Here is a 17,476-nt window from a genome sequence, read left to right as displayed (position 1 = left end):
GGGGTGTGGGGTGTGGGGTTTTACCGATTTTGAGGTAGTCAGTTACCTACTTTTCAGGGAAAAAGTCAAGGAATTTTACCCCCGATCACTCCAATTGTCAGCACTTTTTGAGGTCAAAAAAGTCTAAAAGCCTTATCTAACAAGGTTTTTAGATTTATTCAGCAAACCCTACTTAGGCGCTCTTGCCAGAGTACCTTTTCTAGCTGAATGCTGGCTGCTATGCTTTTACCACCAATACGGAACAGGTAGCTTCTGCCACCACGAGACTACTAACAGAATCTTCGATCACCCGTTGAACTCCCGTTAATCCCCGGCTGCCGATCACGATCAGATCAGCTTGATAGATATTAGCTAAACGAATAATTTCCTCCGCTGGATCGCCAAAGATGACCTCGATTTCACTAGGGGTAGCAATCTGGGATTGATAGCAGCGCAATTGATCTTCAATGATCTCACGGGAGGGGTGAGGGCGATCCACTGCCGATTCGTCTCCCTCCTTGCTGAGAATATGGGTGATGATGATGTAAGAATTTGCCGTTAGAGAGAGGGAATTCAAAGCATGAAGGACTCGATGGGATGATTCCCCACAATCCAAGGCAACAACGATATTTTTAAACATTTTGACTAAATCCTGCCGCTAAATAAATTTTCAATTAAGATTCCGGAGCAAAAAATCTTTGATTCTGCCATTATGCCTAGATAGACAATTTTATAGGTTATTGCGATCGGTTAAGATTTCGTACCCCGTGGCGGTTACTAAGACAGTATGCTCAAACTGAGCGGAGAGAGCATTATCCATCGTCACCACCGTCCAACGATCGCGCAAAGTTCTCGTATGTTTAGATCCCGCGTTGACAATTGGTTCAATTGCCAGAGTCATCCCGGCGCGGAGCTTGACATTGGGTAACTCATTAGTGCGAAAATTAAATACCGAGGGTTCTTCGTGGAGATTTCTGCCGACTCCATGGCCGGTAAAATCTTCTACCACCTGGAAACCGTTAGCTTGAACGTGATCTTCGATCGCTCCTGCAATATCGAGCAGATAATTGCCAGCTTTTACCTGATTTATGCCTTTATATAAAGCTTCTTCCGCCACGCGGATTAATTTTTCGGCTTTGGGAGAGACGGAACCGATCGCGATCGTGATACAGGAATCCCCATGATAACCTTGGTAGTAGGCCCCCGTATCTACCTTTAACACAGAACCGGCTTTGAGGCGTTTTTTCGCGCTAGGGATACCGTGAACGACTTCGTTATCGACGGAGGCACAAATCGAGGCAGGAAAGCCATAATAACCTTTAAAACTGGGAGTAGCACCCATTGCGCGGATACGTTTTTCCGCATAGACATCCAGATCCGCCGTCGTCATCCCGGGTTGGGCGATCTCGGCAATTTCTTTGAGGACTGTGGCGGCAATTTTACCTGCTTGTCGCATAATAACGATTTCTGCGGCGGATTTAGTTTCGATTCCCCGGCGGCTTTTCTGTACTCGCGGTGAACCTACTTGCTCTGGAGTTTTAGTTTCGGGAAAAAGCAGCTTGGTTAGGATGTTCATGGACAGTTGGCTCAGAGTCTTTAACTTAACTTAGCATTTTCCCGGCGATCGATGACTGCTCTGGAGAAATCAAAAATCTTCCCTTAGGTGAGGAGATAGGAGACTCCGAGACAGGAAATGGGGAGGTAGGGAGTGGGGAGATGAGGATAAAAAAGACAAGAGACAACTATACTAGCCATAAAACCGAAAATTATCGCAAATTTATCTGAGTTTTAAGATATTTTGAGCCGATAGCACATCGAGAACTTACTTTTGCACGAGGTCTAAGGAACATCTAGAAAAGCTATAGTAGGGAAAAGGCTATTGTTCCAGCGAGGTGACAATTTATGGCAGTCAAAAAAGAGTTTTCCAGTTTTCAGGAACTGTTGCAAACCACTAATCTTCCCGTGTTAGTGGATTTCTATGCCACTTGGTGCGGTCCTTGTCAAATGATGGCTCCGATTCTAGAACAAACGGGAATGTATTTCAAAAATCGCCTACAAATTGTCAAAATTGATACAGACAAATATCCCAATTTAGCCACTAAGTACGGTATTCAAGCCTTACCCACTTTAGTAGTCTTTAAAAATGGTCAACCGATCGATCGAATCGAGGGAGTGGTGCAGGTTAACCAACTGGTTCAACATTTACAAACTCTGTTGTAAGATAATTTTGAACCAGAACTAGGAGTTAGTGTCATGGCAAAGGCGATTTGGAATGGTGCAGTGGTAGCGGAAAGCGATAACTGCGAAATTGTCGAGGGAAACTACTATTTTCCCCCCGATACCATCAAAGCTGAATATTTTCAACCCAGTAACACCCATACCATTTGTTCTTGGAAAGGAGAGGCTAGTTATTATACTCTCAGGGTAGATGGACAGGACAATAAAGATGCCGCTTGGTATTATCCCGATCCTAAACCAAAAGCCCAAAATATTAAAGGATATATCGCTTTTTGGCGAGGTGTGCAGGTTGAGAAATGATCGCCATCTACCCCGGCAGCTTCGATCCAGTTACACTCGGTCATTTAGATATTATCGAACGCAGTGTGCCACTATTCGAGCGAGTAATCGTGGCAGTTCTCTGCAATCCCCATAAAAACCCCCTGTTTACCGTCGAAAAACGCATAGAACAGATCAGTTACTGTACAAAACACCTGAAAAACGTTGAGATAGACAGTTTTTCAGGATTGACGGTTGAATATGCCAGATTAAAAGGTGCTAAGGTGCTGTTGCGGGGGTTGCGGGTTCTCTCAGACTTTGAAAAAGAACTGCAAATGGCACACACCAATAAAACTCTCTGGGAAGGAATCGAAACGGTTTTTTTAGCCACCACTAAAGAATATAGTTTTTTAAGCAGTAGCGTGGTTAAAGAAATCGCTCAATTCGGTGGCTCTGTCACCCATCTAGTCCCAGAAAACGTTTCTAGGGATATTTACTCATACTATAGCTAACATACTAAAATACAGTAATGAGGACGATCTGAACCTATGGCGCGCCGAGAACCTAATGATCCCAGAAAAGCAGTACCTAACACTTCTAATAGTGGGGTTCCCAGTCCACCCGTCGATTTCGATATCTATCAGGATCTGGCGCGTCTGCAAGAGATGATTTTTGATAGTTTCCATATCCCCCTCACCCGTTGGACAATCATCGATGAGGGACAGATTTCCGAACAGATCGATCTCATCTATGAAACCGTGCCACCAGCAGTACAGAAAGCTTTAGCAATTTTGCAGGAAGAACAGGAAATTATCACAAAAGCGGAGGAATACGCTCAACAAGTCCTTCGTTCCGCTCAACAAAGAGCCGCCCAAATTCTCGATGAGTCCGGTATTATTCAACAAGCAGAACGGCAAGCGGCCCAAATTCGTCAACGGGTTCAGCAGGAATGCGAATCCTTGCAACAACAAACCCTCGATGAAATCGAACAGATGCGTCACAGCACCTTGCAGGAAGTGCAACAGTTACGACAAAAAACCCAAGCTGAATGTCACGAAATTCAAAAAGGCGCTGACGACTATGCCGAAGCCGTTTTAGAACATCTCGATCGAGAATTAGGGGAAATGTTACAAGTTATTCGCAACGGTCGTCAACAGGTAAGATCGAAACCAACATCGTCAAAAAATCTACCCGGAGAACGTCCTTAATCAGTTATCAGTTATCAGTTATCAGTTATCAGATGTAAGTTTTAAGTTAATTAGTTAGTTATCTTTATCTTTATCCCTGATTACTGTTTACTATTTACCGCTCACTGAAAAGAACCAAACCTCCGATTCCTCACCGATAACTGATAACGGAATTTCATGAATAACTCCTCCTCGAATTCCCATCTATTCGGACGCTTTCTCAGCGGGTTATTCAGCTGGAAAATTTGGTTATTTGTCCAGATATTTCAAGGCAGTAAAAGCTTTTATCGATTCCTGTATCATTATTTATATCGTCGTCCAAAAATCGATCGCATTCTCGGTAGCGATGTCATCTATATTCCTGAGAAAAAACTTTATAGCATTCCCCTCGATGTGCTGAAAATGGAGCGGCAAATGGTTAATAGTGATCGCCAGCAGTTGACTTCTATTACTACTTGGAAAGTTAAAACGATTCATCCCACCATCACCGAAACCGAGATACAATTCCACGATATTACCGTCGATTTACAACAGGTACACCTGATTAAATCAGATCTTAATAACTACGATTATACTAACACTCGCCGCTTGGCTCCTCTGGTGAAAACCTTGCTTTTTGAAATTAACCCGAAAATTGCTAGTTTAGTAGAAAAGAAAAATCAATTACATAGACTGCGAAATCTGGCCGCATCTTCCGAAATTTTTCATTCACAAACCCCATTGTACGATCAAGCAATTAATCAAGTCCAGCTAATTATTGATCAAGCGGAAGCTTTGAGACAAGAATGTTTAAAATTTATCCGAGAAACCCTGATCGAACGGGAATTAGTGCAATCCGATATCGATAGCAATCTCGTTGATTGGCCCCTCGATTTTGCCAGTCAATATCAACTAATTCAAGAAAAATATCAACTCTGGAAAGAAGAAGTACAAGCTTATGTTGAATTAAAAGATTCTTCCCTACCTAAAAATTAACTATGACCGTCAGTAATCAGTAATCAGTAATCAGTAATCAGTAATCAGTTACAGGATTTATTAAACCTCTTGCATAATTAATTTGTCAAGGTTCAAAAACGGCAAAAGTAAGGATTAAATTGCATAAAATATGTAAATAGACCATTTAATTGATTATTATTCATTCTTAATTCTACTGACTACTGACTCCTATCCTAACAACAATTTTTGATTTTTACAAGAGGTCTATTATTATGTCTAGCTTAACGGCAATTCGTGAACATATTTTTGCTTGGGGAAAACGCACCTATATCATGGGTGTTTTAAACGTTACTCCCGATAGTTTTAGTGATGGGGGAGAATTTGACAATGTTGAAAATGCCCTGCTACAAGCGATGAAAATGATCGAGGCTGGGGCTGATATAATCGATATCGGTGGTCAATCCACCCGTCCGGGAGCGCAAGAAATTAGCCTAGAAGCAGAATTATCGCGAGTTATCCCCGTAATCACCGCTATTCGACAACAAAGTTCTATTCCTATCTCTCTAGATACCACTAGGGCGATTGTAGCAGCCCAAGGTATCGCCGCTGGGGCCGATTTGATCAATGATATTTCTGGGGGAACCTTCGATCGCCTATTATTACCTACGGTGGCTAAATTGGCCGTTCCCATCATCCTCATGCACCTGCGGGGCAATCCGCAAACCATGCAATCATTAACACATTATGATGATTTAGTCAAGGAAATTAAAGAATTTTTACAGGATCGCATTAACGAAGCTTTACAGTGGGGTATTGCTAGGGAAAATATTATCATCGATCCGGGGATTGGTTTCGCCAAAACTGGGACACAAAATCTTGAGTTATTGCGAGAATTAAAGCAATTTCGGGATTTAGATTTACCTATTTTGATTGGATTGTCGAGAAAACGCTTTATTGGCGAGATTACAGGCAAAGATGACCCAAAAGAACGAGTTTTCGGAACGGCGGCGGCCTGTGCTTTAGCGATCGCTAAGGGGGCCGATATCCTGCGCGTCCATGATGTGGATGCGATCGTAGATGTGAGGAAAGTGGTGGACGCAATCGAGCGAAGTTGAAAATTTTTGCTAGTCTTAGAATCATCCACAGTTCGATCGAAATTAGCGATGAATAGCCAACTAACCAGCGATCATTGTATGTTACCCGTGATTCGATCTCCCCGGGATTATCAAGTTTTTCGCATTAGCGCTGGGGATACGAATCGTTTAGCGATCGTCTTCGATTCTACCGTAGCGGGGGATTCCTTGACCGTCTGTGTGGAAATTTTCGATCCCCACGGTCGCACCCCTACCCATCGTCATCATTTTGCCGTAGAAATGTTTTTTATCCTCAAAGGGGAGGGAATGGCTATCTGTGATGGTAAACCGATTCCCCTGGGGCCGGGGGATAGTTTATTAGTCCGTCCCACGGGTATTCACGAGATTAGAAATGTGGGGGACGGAAGACTTTATGCACTATGTTTTATGGTTCCCAATGAGGATTTTTCGGAATTAATTCGCAATGGTATCCCAGAGGAGTTAGACGCAGAAGATTTAGAGGTGTTGATGGGAACTATTAAAGGATAATCAAGCAATATCATCCCTTAAATTTTGGGCTTTTTTTTCAGGAAAAGAGCGATAAAAAAGGTAAAGGTTCCTCCCAGAAGTCCGAAGATTAGCCAATTTAATCTTGGATAGCCTTTATTGATAGCGATGATTGTAGCAATGGCACCGATGAGACAATGCCAGAAAAAAAGCAACAAGAATAAATCCAAGCTCGGGGAAAGATCACCAATTAGTTTCATATTTTATCAGTAGAGCGATCGAGTTAATTGTTTAGATAGCAAATCTCTAGAATTTTTCCAATGACCGAATCCCTGACCCGATTTTATGTTTATTAACCTCTATAAGTATTTCTCTTATTTTTTTGTCCAAGGCCATTTTGTTCCCATCTCGGTTAAAGCTGAAAAAACTAGATAGAGAATGAGAAGGGCAACACCAAAGAGAAAAGTCAATAAGTCGTTATTCATCGAGTTATCGCTGATAGGTTAAAGGTCACTGATTCGCTACTATTCATTTTCCCACTACTTAGCAATTGCTGCTTTTCTAGACTTGTTAAACAGGATCGATCATTGTTGCTGTTGTGCCAAATAGTTAAGCACTGTTTCCAGAGTCAAGTCTAAGCGTTCCGAGATTTGTTGCGGGGTTAAACCGAGGTCTTGCAGTAGAGGAATTGTTTTCAATTTTTGCAAGTTTATTCCCTGTTCAATTCCCTGTTCAATTCCCCGTTCAATTCCCTGTTCAATTCCCCGTTCAATGCCATCTCCAAAAGCTTCTTGATAGAAACGAGTTTGTTTTAGGTCTTGTAGTTCCAACATAGCTTCAATTTCCTCTCGACTTTTTTGGGGTAACTTATAAATGATTATCGTTTCGATTAAATCAATGACATTTTTCTGCACTAAGCGATCGCTCACTTCTCTTTGAGCCTGTTTAATTAAAATCTTAGCAGAATTAACAGCTTGACTCTCACTTTCAGTGACCAATTTGATCAGGGCGATCGCTAAGGAAGGAGTCTCGTCATTTGCCAATTCATCCAGATAGATTCTTTTAATCCTTGACAAGGATAACAAGTCTGCAAATTGCTGGGGATGTTCTCGCTCAATTTCTCGGCTAGGATAAATAACAACTATCTGCCAGGGTGACACAGGTTTATAGCGGTAAGCGCTTGAGTGAGATACAGACCAAGCTTTGCCTAGCATGGTTTATAGCTCGTGACACTGTACCTCATACGACTGCACACCGCTATATACTGTCTAAGATATAAGAAAAGTTCCGAAAATAATCGATAATATAGGTCTTCATCCTTTTGAAACTGCACTTCTACCAGATAAAAGGGCGAATTTTCTAGATTATCGAGCGGCAAAAATAAACCATCTAATCGGAAAGCTAGTTGTTTTACTTCTTGGGAAGTAAATCGATAATTGCTAACGATAGCATCGGGTTGAGCGATTAATTCAAAGAACGAATCGGGAAAATCGAGAAACATTCGATAGAATATGCTGTCAGTTTTCATGCTGTCACAAAATTACCTGTAATTTCCGCTTAATCCGCCAACAAAAGAGAATTAACCTATGATCATCCCATCCTTTCTGCAACCCGGTGCCAAAGTTTCTCTGGTGGCCACCAGTGGAGCCGTCAAGGAATTAGCCGCCCTAGAAAAAGGCGTAGAAATCTGGCGATCGAGGGGTTATCAAGTGGAATTTAGCGAGAATTGGGCTAATCGTCTCGGTTATCTCGCCGGTAGCGACGAGCAACGTCGTCAAGCTTTAGCCCAAACATGGCAAGATGCCGATTGTCAAGCAATTCTCTGCGCTAGGGGGGGTTACGGTAGCGCTCGCCTCTTAGAAAATTGGACATGGGCAAAAACTAACCCGAAATGGTTAATCGGTTTTTCCGACGTGACGGGGATTTTATGGAGTTTAGCGAAACAGGGCATTTGTAGCGTTCACGGGCCAGTTTTAACCACCTTAGCCCAAGAAAGTCCCCAATCAATTGATCGCCTCTTTTCTCTTCTGGAAGGTCGTCCTTTAGCCCCTCTTGTCGGTCAAGGTTGGGGTGGGGGCAAAGTGCGGGGACGCTTATTACCAGCTAATTTAACCGTAGCCACCCACCTCCTCGGAACCTCGGTTCAACCCACCCTAGAGGGGGTAATTTTAGCCCTAGAGGACGTAACCGAGGCCCCCTACCGGATCGATCGAATGTTAACTCAGTGGCGAATGCTGGGCATTTTCTCGCAAATTAAAGCCATTGCCCTCGGTCGTTTTAGCCGTTGTCTGGCAGCCCCCGGCAGTGATAGCCAAACCGTAGAGGAAGTCTTAAAAGAGCGTTTGGGCGATTTAGGCATTGCGGTTATTGCTGAGTTACCTTTCGGTCATGATGGCGATAATGCCGCTTTACCAGTGGGAACAATGGTAGAACTGGACGGGGATCGGGGAATCTTAGAATTTTTCTATCCCTAATGAGCCACTTTTTTGATACTATCTTAGAGAAGTGTTAACAAATGTAACAAAAAATTAATTATAGATGAAAGTATTAGTTGTCGGTGCGACGGGAACCCTAGGGCGACAGATCGTGCGTCATGCCATCGATCAGGGACATCAAGTGCGTTGTTTAGTACGCAGTCAGAGAAAAGCGGCTTTTTTGAAGGAATGGGGCGCGGAATTAGTCGGGGGAACCCTACGGGATAAAAGTACGATTATTGCTGCTTTAGAGGGAATGGACGCGGTGATCGATGCCGCTACTGCCCGGGCGACGGACTCAGCCAGCATTAAACAGGTGGATTGGGATGGTAAAGTTAATCTGATTCAAGCGGCCAAAACCGCCGGAGTAGATCGCTTTATTTTCTTCTCGATTCTCAATGCCGAAAAATATCCCAACGTGCCTTTGATGGAGATAAAACGCTGCACCGAGAAATTTCTAGCAGAATCGGGTTTAAAATATACAATTCTCCGTCCCTGTGGCTTTATGCAGGGTTTAATCGGTCAATACGCCATCCCGATGTTAGATAATCAAACCGTCTGGATCACGGGAGAAAGTACAGCGATCGCCTACATGGACACCCAAGATATCGCTAAATTCGCCGTTCGCGCCCTAGAAGTCCCCGAAACCGTCGGTCAATCCTATCCCGTGGTGGGCAGCAAAGCTTGGAAAGCTGAAGAAATTATCGAAGTTTGCGAACGCCTATCGGGTAAAGAGGGGAAAATTTGGCGTTTACCCATGGGATTACTGCGTTTTATGCGAGGAATAAGCCGTTGTTTCCAGTGGACTTATAATATATCTGACCGACTAGCTTTTGCGGAAGTTCTCGCTAGTGGTCAAGCTCTTGATGCCCCAATGGCAGAAGTTTATCAAGTATTTGGCCTTGATCCGAGTCAAACAACTACTTTAGAATCCTATTTACAAGAATACTTTAGCCGCATTCTCAAGAAGCTCAAGGAAATCGACTTCGAGAAACAAAAAGCTCAGAAGAAGAAGAAAACCCCTTTCAAAAAGAAAGCGTGAACCAGCAGTAGGAAAATTTGTCAATGCCCAAAATCGGCATTATTTACAACGATATTAAGCCTATCGCTTGTAAAACAGCCCATCAGATACAAGATCAGCTACTTTCTTTAGGTTGGCAGGTGTTTATGGCTACCGGCAGCGGTGGTCTGCTAGGCCATTCTAAACCCTCTCGTCCCGTTTGTTTTACCCCGATCGATCAGTTAGTCCCCCCCCACTTCGAGCAAGATTTAAGTTTTGCGATCGTCTTGGGTGGCGATGGTACAGTCCTATCGGCGGCCCGGCAGTTGGCCACCCTCAATTTGCCCCTGTTAACGGTCAATACGGGACACATGGGCTTTTTGACCGAAATTTACCTAAATCAGCTTGAACCCGCCTTAGAACTGGTTCTAGAGGGGAAATACACCCTCGAAAATCGCTCGATGATCACGGTGCGACTGTTTCGCGAAGATACCCTCCTCTGGGAGGCACTTTCTCTCAATGAGGTGGTCGTCCACCGGGAACCCCTCACCAGTATGTGTCATTTTGAGATTCAAATTGGTGAACACGCACCCGTCGATATCGCTGCCGATGGGGTGATTCTCTCCACTCCCACGGGTTCTACTGCCTATGCTCTCAGTGCCGGTGGCCCAGTAATAACTCCCGATGTGCCGGTATTACAATTAGCTCCCATTTGTCCCCATTCTTTAGCTTCCAGGTCCTTGGTATTTTCTGACAAGGAAACTGTAAATATTTTCCCAGCAACTGCTAATCGGATGGTGATGGTAGTGGACGGTAATGGCGGTTCTTATATCTTGCCAGAAGATCGAATTAATGTGCAGAAATCGCCCCACCAAGTCCATTTTATTCGTCTGCAATCGACGGAATTCTTCCGCATCCTCCGGGAAAAATTGGGTTGGGGTTTGCCTCATATTGCTAAACCAACTTCGGTGGAATTACCTTAATCAGTTATCAGTTATCAGTTATCAGTTATCAGTTATCAGATGTGAGTTTTCAGTTGACTGATTACTGATTACTGTTTACTGATCGCTGAATTTATGCTCTCTTTTCGTGCCAAAATAGCTTTTTATTTAGAGGATGTCACCACGGCGATCGGACTGACGGTAAATCTGCTTATCCTAGCATTAATTTTACTCTCGTTGGGGATTTATGTGGCTCAAACCTATCCCTTATCCGCCACTTGGCAAATGTGGTTACGTCAGCTTGATTGGGGAATTTTAAGCTTATTTTCCCTAGAGTATTTAATTCGGTTTTGGTGTGCGGAATCAAAACTAGGCTTTGTTTTTAATATTTTTTCGATCCTAGATTTATTGTCAATTCTGCCCCTATTCTTTGGTTTTTTTGATATTAGGTTTTTTAGAATTTTTCGCTGGTTTAGAATTTTGCGAGTGATTCGTTTTTTTGGTTCCGATCTTTCTATTTTTCAAATTAAAACTTCCGATCAGATAGTATTTACTCGCATATTACTAACTCTATTCTCGATTATTTTTGTTTATGCGGGTTTAATTTATCAGATCGAACACCCGATTAATCCTCAAGTCTATCGGACATTTTTTGATGCTTTTTACTTCGCCATTGTGACTATGACTACCGTGGGATTTGGGGATGTAACTCCCCTTTCCGATGGGGGCAAAATGGTGACAGTTTTAATGATTTTAACGGGAGTTTTGTTAATTCCCTTGCAGATTAGCGCTCTGACTAAACAACTATTAAAATCTGGCACTCAAATTGATTATCCTTGTCCAGATTGTGGTTTACCCCGTCACGATATAGATGCCAATTTTTGTAAAAACTGTGGGGCAGAACTCTTAAAAAAACCTGATTGAGACTAATTCGGGCGAAATTGAGGAGTCAGTATTCAGGAGTCAGTATTCAGGAGTCAGTATTCAGGAGTCAGTATTCAGGAGACAGGTTTTAGATTTTGGGGTTTTGGGGTTTTAGTTCAATTTCCCCACTTGCCACTTGCCACTTGCCACCTGCCACTTGCCACTTCCTGCTCCCTGCTCCCTGCTCCCAATCCGTCTAAATGTTAAGTTAAGTATCGAAGAGCGGCCGTTTCATCACCCAGTAGTAATATAATCACTGAGTTATCAACTTTGATCCTTGAGTATGACTGCATTCACCACAACCCCCACCCTTGCCAATTTGCCCGCCAGTGACAGCCGTAGCCGCGTCAGTGAATTCATGAAATCCCTACAGGATGAAATTTGTCAGGGATTAGAAGAAGTGGATGGACAAGCAAAATTTATCGAAGATAGTTGGCAACGGCCCGAAGGTGGCGGCGGACGTTCGCGAGTTTTGCGGGAAGGGGCAATTTTTGAACAAGCAGGGGTGAATTTTTCGGAAGTTTGGGGGAAAGAATTACCTCCTAGCATTGCTAAACAAAGGCCCGAGGCTGCTGGTCATCAATTTTATGCCACGGGAACCTCGATGGTCTTACATCCTCGCAATCCTTATATTGCCACGGTTCACCTCAATTATCGCTATTTTGAAGCAGGTCCAGTTTGGTGGTTTGGCGGTGGTGCCGATTTAACTCCCTACTATGCTTTTGAAGAGGATGCTAGTCATTTTCACCGCACTTTTAAACAGGTTTGCGACCAACATCATCCCGAATATTATCCCGTTTTTAAACGCTGGTGTGATGAATATTTTTATCTCAATCATCGTCAGGAAGCCAGAGGTATCGGCGGGATTTTCTTTGATTACCAAGACGGTTTAGACCCTCTCTATCGGGGTCCTTTTGCCGAAAGTGATGCCGCTATCTATTCAGAAAAATTATCTCCCCAACAACCCCGCAACTGGGAAGAAATTTTTAGTTTCATTAATGACTGTGGCCGGGCTTTTCTACCCGCTTATGTTCCCATTGTCCAGAAACGGCGCTCGACGGAATACGGTGACAGAGAACGTCAGTTTCAACTCTATCGTCGCGGTCGTTATGTAGAATTTAATTTAGTTTATGATCGTGGCACAATTTTTGGGTTGCAAACTAACGGTCGTACCGAATCAATTTTGATGTCTTTACCTCCTTTAGTCCGTTGGGAATACTGTTATCAACCTGCACCAAACACCCCAGAAGCAAAACTCTATGATGTCTTCCTAAAACCCCAAGATTGGGTTAATTGGCAAGGTTAAATCAGTTATCAGTTATCAGTTATCAGTTATCAGTTATCAGTTATCAGTTATCAGTTATCAGTTATCAGTTATCAGTTATCAGTTATCAGTTATCAGTTATCAGTTATCAGTTATCAGTTATCAGTTATCAGATTTGAGTTTTAAGTGAGTATTATGTATTAAGTGAGCAGTATTAAATAGCAGTTTCCTACTGTCTTTTTACTGTTTACTGATCACTGTTTACTGATCACTGATTACTGTTCACTGTTCACTGAAAATACTTCCCACACCCTTGTCAAGTAAATAAATCTAAAAATTTTGGCTAATTTTTGGACACCTCTCCATACTCGTCTGGAAACCACGGTGAAAAAGGGACAATTACTACCTAAAAATGCGTCTCTGTTAGTGGCATTATCGGCAGGTCAGGATTCCCTCTGTTTGGGTCAATTATTGCTGGATTTGCGCTCTCGTTGGGGTTGGCAACTAGCGATCGCTCATTGTGATCACCGTTGGTTCTGCGACCGAGGATTAGTGGCTCATGTGCAGAAAATCGCCGAAATTTGGCAATTACCCGTTTATATTGCCACCGCACCCCCCATGGCGGAAACGGAAGCCAAGGCCCGACAATGGCGTTATCAAGCTTTACAAACAATCGCCCAAGAACAAGGTTTTAATTATCTTCTCACGGCACACACGAGGAGCGATCGAGCGGAAACTTTCCTTTATAATCTCATGCGCGGGGCCGGTAGTGATGGACTTTCTGCCTTAACTTGGTTGACAAGTTTAACCCCAGATATTTTTTTAGTCCGTCCCCTCTTAAATGTTACTCGCGGGGAAACTTTCGCTTTTTGTCAAAGTCGAGAATTACCGATCTGGTACGATCGAGCTAATGAAAATTTACGCTATGCTCGCAATCGTATCCGTCAGGAATTATTACCCTACCTGCAAACGAATTTAAATCCCCAAATCGAAAAACATCTCGCCCAAACTGCCGAAATTTTGGAAGCAGAAAGCGATTATTTAGATAGTATTGCCCGGGATATTTTTCGTCAGGTTATTGATCTAGATCAAAAAAGACTCGATCGCTCCCCTTTACAAATTCTACCTCTAGCGATACAAAGACGAGTGATTCGTTTATTTTTAGCTCAATATTTACCCTCATCGCCTAATTTTGCCGAAGTTGAGTCAGTGGTTAATCTCATTACTGGTGTTAATCGCGATGCCACTTCCTCCTTAACCGGCAAAATTCGGGTAGAAGTACAACAAAATTGGCTACATATCAGTTATCAGTGATCAGTGATCAGTTATCAGTTATCAGTGATCAGTGATCACTGATCAGTTATCAGATTACAGTTTTAAGTGGACAGTGTTAGGTGAAAACTTTCTTTTCACTGATTAAGTGGGTGGGTGGAATTAAATATAAGATGAACGTAGGTTGGGTTGAAGCATGAAACCCAACGCCCTTCGCTACTTTCTTTTCACTGATTACTGCTTACTGTTTACTGTTCACTGAAAAAACCCATCTCCCCATTCTAGTTATCTCTAGCTAACTTTTACAGCAATTGGTTTAAGAAGAAACTAAAATAGTAATAGAATTAAACTAAAAATAAAATTGGCGTGGCATAATGAGCGAAACTAAAGTAATTAATCGAGAAAATTTACTGGTAAATCTCCGGCAACAACTGCGCGCAGGACAACAGGAATTAGCCGATTGGCAAGGGGGAAAAATGGCCATTTCTGCGGTGCCGGGGGCGGGGAAATCTCACAGTTTGGCCGTAGCTGCCGCTATGGTTATTGCTCGTGAGCAACTGCACGCTAAAAAACAGTTAATTATTGTCACCTACACCCGCTCAGCTGCCGCTAGTATTAAAGCTAAAATTAAACAACGCTTGCAAGATTTACAGCTTTCTGCTCAAGGTTTCAGCGTCCAAACTCTGCACGGACTGGCCCTACAATTGGCCCGTCGTTACCCAGAATTATCGGCATTAGACCTCGAATATTCTACCTTAGTTATTCCGACTCCTAGCCACAGAATTATTAGAAACTCGGTGGAAAAATGGCTAATTGCCGATCCAATTCGTTATCAAAAGTTATTAGAAGGAGTGGAATTTGATGGGGAAGAAACCGAAAGATTACGCCGTCAATCGGTGCTGAGAACCGAAATTTTACCTAGTCTTGCTTATGCGGCCATTCATGAGCTAAAAAGTTCGGGATTATCACCGCAGCAAGTCTGGGAATTAAGCCACTATACCGACGACAATTATCAAATTCTCGCTATGGCTAGTGGTTTGTACCAACAGTATGAAATCCTGATGCGTCAGAAAAACTATATAGATTATGATGACATGATTTTAGGAGCCTTGCGAGTATTAGAGGAAGAAAAAATTCGCCGACAATGGCAAAAATCTGTCTTTGGAGTCTTTGAAGATGAGGCACAGGATTCTAGTCCTCTCCAAGAAAAACTAATTACTATTTTAGCAAAAAATAATGACGGGGAAATACCTAATTTAATTCGCGTCGGCGATCCCAATCAAGCGATTAATTCTACCTTTACCCCCGCCGATCCTGTTTACTTTAATTGGTTTTGTGAAAGTTGTCAAAACGAAGGCAATTTATCGACTATGAACCAAGCAGGTCGCAGCAATACTAAAATTATTGAAGCTGCTAATTTAGTGTTACAATGGGTCGATCGAGATTGGAAACAGGGAAAAGATAATCATAAAGTTACCGAGGCTCCTTTTCGGGTTCAAGCGATTCTTCCCGTCGGTGCTGAAGATCCCCAACCTAATCCAATCAAGGAGGGAAAAGGATTAGAAATTTATCAACCCGATGACATTTATCAAACAGTAGAATTAATTGAAAAACGTCTAGTTAAATTACTCCAAGAAAACCCTCAACATAATGCGGCTATCCTCGTTAGAGAAAATCGACAAGGACACTTTTTTGCTCAAAAATTCGCCCATTTTTATAAAAGTTATCAAATCAGAATTTTTGAAGCTAACGAGATTGATCGCTTTTCTCAAATTCCCGTCGAAATGCTGAAAATATTAGCTTTTGTCGAACGTCCCCACTCTCCTGATTATCTTAAAGGGGCCTTAGAAGTGCTGCAATTTAGGGGTTTAATTACTGCCCAAGACTTAAATCCTTTAGTTACCTATCCCGAACAATTTCTTTATCCCACTCCCCTCGATACTGAACTCAAATCTAACGAAAAAATTGCCCGTCGTTATTGTTGCAGTTTACTAAAAGCTAGATTAGAATTACCCCATTATCAACTCCTGTCTTTTTTCGCTATGACTCTCCAATATTCGGGGTCAGAATTAGCCACTTTGCAAAAATTAACCGCCCGTATTTATCAGGAAACTGCTGGTAATAGTTCTCTAAAAAATACAATTAATACTCTTAATGAAATTATCGCCTCTGAGCGCTTTGAAGGAGTGGAAGAAGATAACGACGATTGTTATACTCGTCCTGGACAACTGACGATTATTACTATGCACAAAGCCAAGGGTTTAGACTGGGATTATGTTTTTATTCCCTTTCTTCACGAAGATATTATCCCGGGCAAACCTTGGGTTCCCAATGGGGCAAAATTTTTGGGAGATTTTACCCTCGCAGAAGTGGCACGAGCGCAAATTCGAGCAGCGGTTCATCAACGGTATTTAAACCCCGACAGCATACCAATTATTTCCCCACCTTTAAGCGCTTGGTTAGAAGCTGGACAACTTAAAAAAGCTGAAGAATACCGACTTTTGTATGTAGCGATGACGCGAGCAAAAAGACTTTTATGGATGTCGAGTGAAAAAAAAGCTCCTTTTCGTTGGAACACTTTTCGCGGAGATGAAAGTAGTCAATTACAGGATAAAAATCCCTGTCCTGTCTTTCCTGTTTTAATCAATGCTTTCCCCGATTCTTTCTGTGTTTAACTGTTGCTGCATCGTTCGCGGATAAAGAATTAGGAAGACAAACCACCAGAGGAGTATAGGAATAGATAGGAGTAGGGTTAACCAGAGACGCTGAGTTAAAAACCAACAGCCAGCAATCAGGGTAATTCCTGTCAACAAAATCGACCAAGGTTGACACCAACGGGGTTTGTGATTCCAAACGTTATCGGATTTCGAGTTAGACATTGGTTAAGGTTCGGTAATTTACTAACTTGATTTTATCGTACCTGACTATTCAGATCACTGCTATAATTTTGGGTAATTAGGGCTTGCTGAATAATGGTAAAACCCTTTTAAAATAAGGCTTTTGACCTGTTAAAATCCTATATTAGTGCAAGAATATAGGATTGGGACATTCAAAAACCTTGCATTATTTTTTTATAGTACATAGACTGGTACAAAAAAGAAGGGCAACAAAGCCTGAAACGACCGGCTACTGACGACTGGCTACTGACTCCTGACTCCTGACCCCACCAACAAACTTTTTCAGCAAACCCTAATGGCTCTTCGGGAATTGTTATGCAAATAATTAACTTAAAATAAAATTCGATGAGAGCAACTACGCTCAAAAGTAGCTGAAATTCATACAGGAAAGGACTTAAGGCACAAACAGGTTAATACCAAAAGATAGACAATTGAGTTAAGATTTGATATAATAGCCAAAAACGAGATTATTTTACTTATGATACTTGACAAATTTTTGAACCTACAAGGAACCTGTATTCAAGGC

Annotated in this window: 18 protein-coding genes and 1 pseudogene; 15 read left to right on the top strand and 4 right to left on the bottom strand. The window is 42.4% G+C overall.

The features are described from left to right. Nucleotides 1-217: 217 nt before the first annotated feature. The gene (locus IQ242_RS03145; protein WP_002776463.1) at nucleotides 218-619 is read right to left on the bottom strand and encodes a universal stress protein; all 402 of its coding nucleotides are present in this window, start codon (nucleotides 617-619) and stop codon (nucleotides 218-220) included. A gap of 90 nt (nucleotides 620-709) precedes the next feature. Then, nucleotides 710-1,555, bottom strand: coding sequence for a type I methionyl aminopeptidase (map, locus tag IQ242_RS03140; protein WP_193959003.1), 846 nt, complete (start codon nucleotides 1,553-1,555; stop codon nucleotides 710-712). Between the two features lie 326 nt (nucleotides 1,556-1,881). On the opposite strand from map, the gene trxA reads away from it, so the two are divergent. The 7 genes from trxA (at nucleotide 1,882) to IQ242_RS03105 (ending at nucleotide 6,220) form a co-directional block, all read left to right on the top strand. Beyond that, nucleotides 1,882-2,199 carry a thioredoxin gene (trxA, locus tag IQ242_RS03135; RefSeq protein ID WP_002765348.1) on the top strand — a complete coding sequence of 106 codons (318 nt, stop codon included), beginning with the start codon at nucleotides 1,882-1,884 and terminating at the stop codon, nucleotides 2,197-2,199. 33 nt (nucleotides 2,200-2,232) lie between these two features. Next, on the top strand, nucleotides 2,233-2,517 hold the full coding sequence (locus IQ242_RS03130) for a DUF427 domain-containing protein (RefSeq protein WP_002750041.1): 285 nt from the start codon (nucleotides 2,233-2,235) through the stop codon (nucleotides 2,515-2,517). Continuing rightward, nucleotides 2,514-2,987 carry a pantetheine-phosphate adenylyltransferase gene (gene coaD / locus IQ242_RS03125; RefSeq protein ID WP_002758057.1) on the top strand — a complete coding sequence of 158 codons (474 nt, stop codon included), beginning with the start codon at nucleotides 2,514-2,516 and terminating at the stop codon, nucleotides 2,985-2,987. Before IQ242_RS03130 ends, coaD begins: the two co-directional genes overlap by 4 nt. A gap of 36 nt (nucleotides 2,988-3,023) precedes the next feature. After that, nucleotides 3,024-3,683, top strand: coding sequence for a hypothetical protein (locus IQ242_RS03120; protein WP_002758055.1), 660 nt, complete (start codon nucleotides 3,024-3,026; stop codon nucleotides 3,681-3,683). A gap of 156 nt (nucleotides 3,684-3,839) precedes the next feature. Further along, nucleotides 3,840-4,637, top strand: coding sequence for a hypothetical protein (locus tag IQ242_RS03115; protein ID WP_193959002.1), 798 nt, complete (start codon nucleotides 3,840-3,842; stop codon nucleotides 4,635-4,637). A gap of 233 nt (nucleotides 4,638-4,870) precedes the next feature. After that, nucleotides 4,871-5,713, top strand: a complete 843-nt coding sequence (gene folP / locus IQ242_RS03110) for a dihydropteroate synthase (RefSeq protein WP_193959001.1) — start codon at nucleotides 4,871-4,873, stop codon at nucleotides 5,711-5,713. Between the two features lie 48 nt (nucleotides 5,714-5,761). Then, the gene (locus IQ242_RS03105; RefSeq protein WP_002758047.1) at nucleotides 5,762-6,220 is read left to right on the top strand and encodes a cupin domain-containing protein; all 459 of its coding nucleotides are present in this window, start codon (nucleotides 5,762-5,764) and stop codon (nucleotides 6,218-6,220) included. A 542-nt stretch (nucleotides 6,221-6,762) separates the two neighbouring features. Here the strand turns inward: IQ242_RS03105 and IQ242_RS03100 are convergent. Continuing rightward, nucleotides 6,763-7,706, bottom strand: a pseudogene (locus IQ242_RS03100) (DUF2887 domain-containing protein). 58 nt (nucleotides 7,707-7,764) lie between these two features. Here IQ242_RS03100 and IQ242_RS03095 point away from each other — a divergent pair. The 8 genes from IQ242_RS03095 to IQ242_RS03060 all read left to right on the top strand — a co-directional run bounded on the left by IQ242_RS03095 (nucleotide 7,765) and on the right by IQ242_RS03060 (nucleotide 16,728). Further along, nucleotides 7,765-8,652 (top strand): LD-carboxypeptidase, encoded by an 888-nt coding sequence (locus IQ242_RS03095; protein ID WP_193959000.1) that lies wholly within the window; start codon nucleotides 7,765-7,767, stop codon nucleotides 8,650-8,652. A 64-nt stretch (nucleotides 8,653-8,716) separates the two neighbouring features. After that, nucleotides 8,717-9,694 carry an SDR family oxidoreductase gene (locus IQ242_RS03090; RefSeq protein WP_002765356.1) on the top strand — a complete coding sequence of 326 codons (978 nt, stop codon included), beginning with the start codon at nucleotides 8,717-8,719 and terminating at the stop codon, nucleotides 9,692-9,694. Nucleotides 9,695-9,717: 23 nt separating this feature from the next. Beyond that, the gene (locus IQ242_RS03085; RefSeq protein WP_002765357.1) at nucleotides 9,718-10,635 is read left to right on the top strand and encodes an NAD(+) kinase; all 918 of its coding nucleotides are present in this window, start codon (nucleotides 9,718-9,720) and stop codon (nucleotides 10,633-10,635) included. Between the two features lie 93 nt (nucleotides 10,636-10,728). Further along, the gene (locus IQ242_RS03080; protein WP_193958999.1) at nucleotides 10,729-11,517 is read left to right on the top strand and encodes an ion transporter; all 789 of its coding nucleotides are present in this window, start codon (nucleotides 10,729-10,731) and stop codon (nucleotides 11,515-11,517) included. A gap of 283 nt (nucleotides 11,518-11,800) precedes the next feature. Beyond that, complete coding sequence (gene hemF, locus IQ242_RS03075; RefSeq protein ID WP_193958998.1) at nucleotides 11,801-12,823, top strand: oxygen-dependent coproporphyrinogen oxidase; 1,023 nt, start codon at nucleotides 11,801-11,803, stop codon at nucleotides 12,821-12,823. After that, a complete protein-coding gene (locus IQ242_RS03070; protein ID WP_193958997.1) occupies nucleotides 12,811-12,960 on the top strand; it encodes a hypothetical protein in 150 nt (49 codons plus the stop codon). The genes hemF and IQ242_RS03070 overlap by 13 nt, the downstream gene beginning before the upstream one ends. Nucleotides 12,961-13,120: 160 nt before the next feature. Beyond that, the gene (gene tilS / locus IQ242_RS03065) at nucleotides 13,121-14,095 is read left to right on the top strand and encodes a tRNA lysidine(34) synthetase TilS (RefSeq protein ID WP_193958996.1); all 975 of its coding nucleotides are present in this window, start codon (nucleotides 13,121-13,123) and stop codon (nucleotides 14,093-14,095) included. A gap of 332 nt (nucleotides 14,096-14,427) precedes the next feature. After that, complete coding sequence (locus IQ242_RS03060) at nucleotides 14,428-16,728, top strand: ATP-dependent helicase (protein ID WP_193958995.1); 2,301 nt, start codon at nucleotides 14,428-14,430, stop codon at nucleotides 16,726-16,728. On the opposite strand, the gene IQ242_RS03055 is transcribed toward IQ242_RS03060, so the two are convergent. Beyond that, complete coding sequence (locus tag IQ242_RS03055) at nucleotides 16,693-16,932, bottom strand: DUF6737 family protein (RefSeq protein WP_193958994.1); 240 nt, start codon at nucleotides 16,930-16,932, stop codon at nucleotides 16,693-16,695. The genes IQ242_RS03060 and IQ242_RS03055 overlap by 36 nt on opposite strands. Nucleotides 16,933-17,476: the final 544 nt, after the last annotated feature.

This window comes from Microcystis sp. LEGE 08355, from assembly GCF_015207185.1.
Taxonomy (GTDB): domain Bacteria; phylum Cyanobacteriota; class Cyanobacteriia; order Cyanobacteriales; family Microcystaceae; genus Microcystis; species Microcystis panniformis.
The sequence above is the reverse complement of the archived record's forward strand: the minus strand, read 5'-3'. Positions and strand labels throughout refer to the sequence as shown.

What these genes read in the sequence shown, in the direction of transcription:
- IQ242_RS03105 (WP_002758047.1), top strand. Translation starts at nt 5,762, where the DNA reads ATGAATAGCCAACTAACCAGCGATCATTGTATGTTACCCGTGATTCGA.
- IQ242_RS03115 (WP_193959002.1), top strand. Translation starts at nt 3,840, where the DNA reads ATGAATAACTCCTCCTCGAATTCCCATCTATTCGGACGCTTTCTCAGC.
- folP (WP_193959001.1), top strand. Translation starts at nt 4,871, where the DNA reads ATGTCTAGCTTAACGGCAATTCGTGAACATATTTTTGCTTGGGGAAAA.
- map (WP_193959003.1), bottom strand. Translation starts at nt 1,555, where the DNA reads ATGAACATCCTAACCAAGCTGCTTTTTCCCGAAACTAAAACTCCAGAG.
- IQ242_RS03090 (WP_002765356.1), top strand. Translation starts at nt 8,717, where the DNA reads ATGAAAGTATTAGTTGTCGGTGCGACGGGAACCCTAGGGCGACAGATC.
- IQ242_RS03055 (WP_193958994.1), bottom strand. Translation starts at nt 16,932, where the DNA reads ATGTCTAACTCGAAATCCGATAACGTTTGGAATCACAAACCCCGTTGG.
- trxA (WP_002765348.1), top strand. Translation starts at nt 1,882, where the DNA reads ATGGCAGTCAAAAAAGAGTTTTCCAGTTTTCAGGAACTGTTGCAAACC.
- coaD (WP_002758057.1), top strand. Translation starts at nt 2,514, where the DNA reads ATGATCGCCATCTACCCCGGCAGCTTCGATCCAGTTACACTCGGTCAT.
- IQ242_RS03080 (WP_193958999.1), top strand. Translation starts at nt 10,729, where the DNA reads ATGCTCTCTTTTCGTGCCAAAATAGCTTTTTATTTAGAGGATGTCACC.
- IQ242_RS03085 (WP_002765357.1), top strand. Translation starts at nt 9,718, where the DNA reads ATGCCCAAAATCGGCATTATTTACAACGATATTAAGCCTATCGCTTGT.
- IQ242_RS03120 (WP_002758055.1), top strand. Translation starts at nt 3,024, where the DNA reads ATGGCGCGCCGAGAACCTAATGATCCCAGAAAAGCAGTACCTAACACT.
- IQ242_RS03130 (WP_002750041.1), top strand. Translation starts at nt 2,233, where the DNA reads ATGGCAAAGGCGATTTGGAATGGTGCAGTGGTAGCGGAAAGCGATAAC.
- IQ242_RS03145 (WP_002776463.1), bottom strand. Translation starts at nt 619, where the DNA reads ATGTTTAAAAATATCGTTGTTGCCTTGGATTGTGGGGAATCATCCCAT.
- IQ242_RS03060 (WP_193958995.1), top strand. Translation starts at nt 14,428, where the DNA reads ATGAGCGAAACTAAAGTAATTAATCGAGAAAATTTACTGGTAAATCTC.
- IQ242_RS03095 (WP_193959000.1), top strand. Translation starts at nt 7,765, where the DNA reads ATGATCATCCCATCCTTTCTGCAACCCGGTGCCAAAGTTTCTCTGGTG.
- hemF (WP_193958998.1), top strand. Translation starts at nt 11,801, where the DNA reads ATGACTGCATTCACCACAACCCCCACCCTTGCCAATTTGCCCGCCAGT.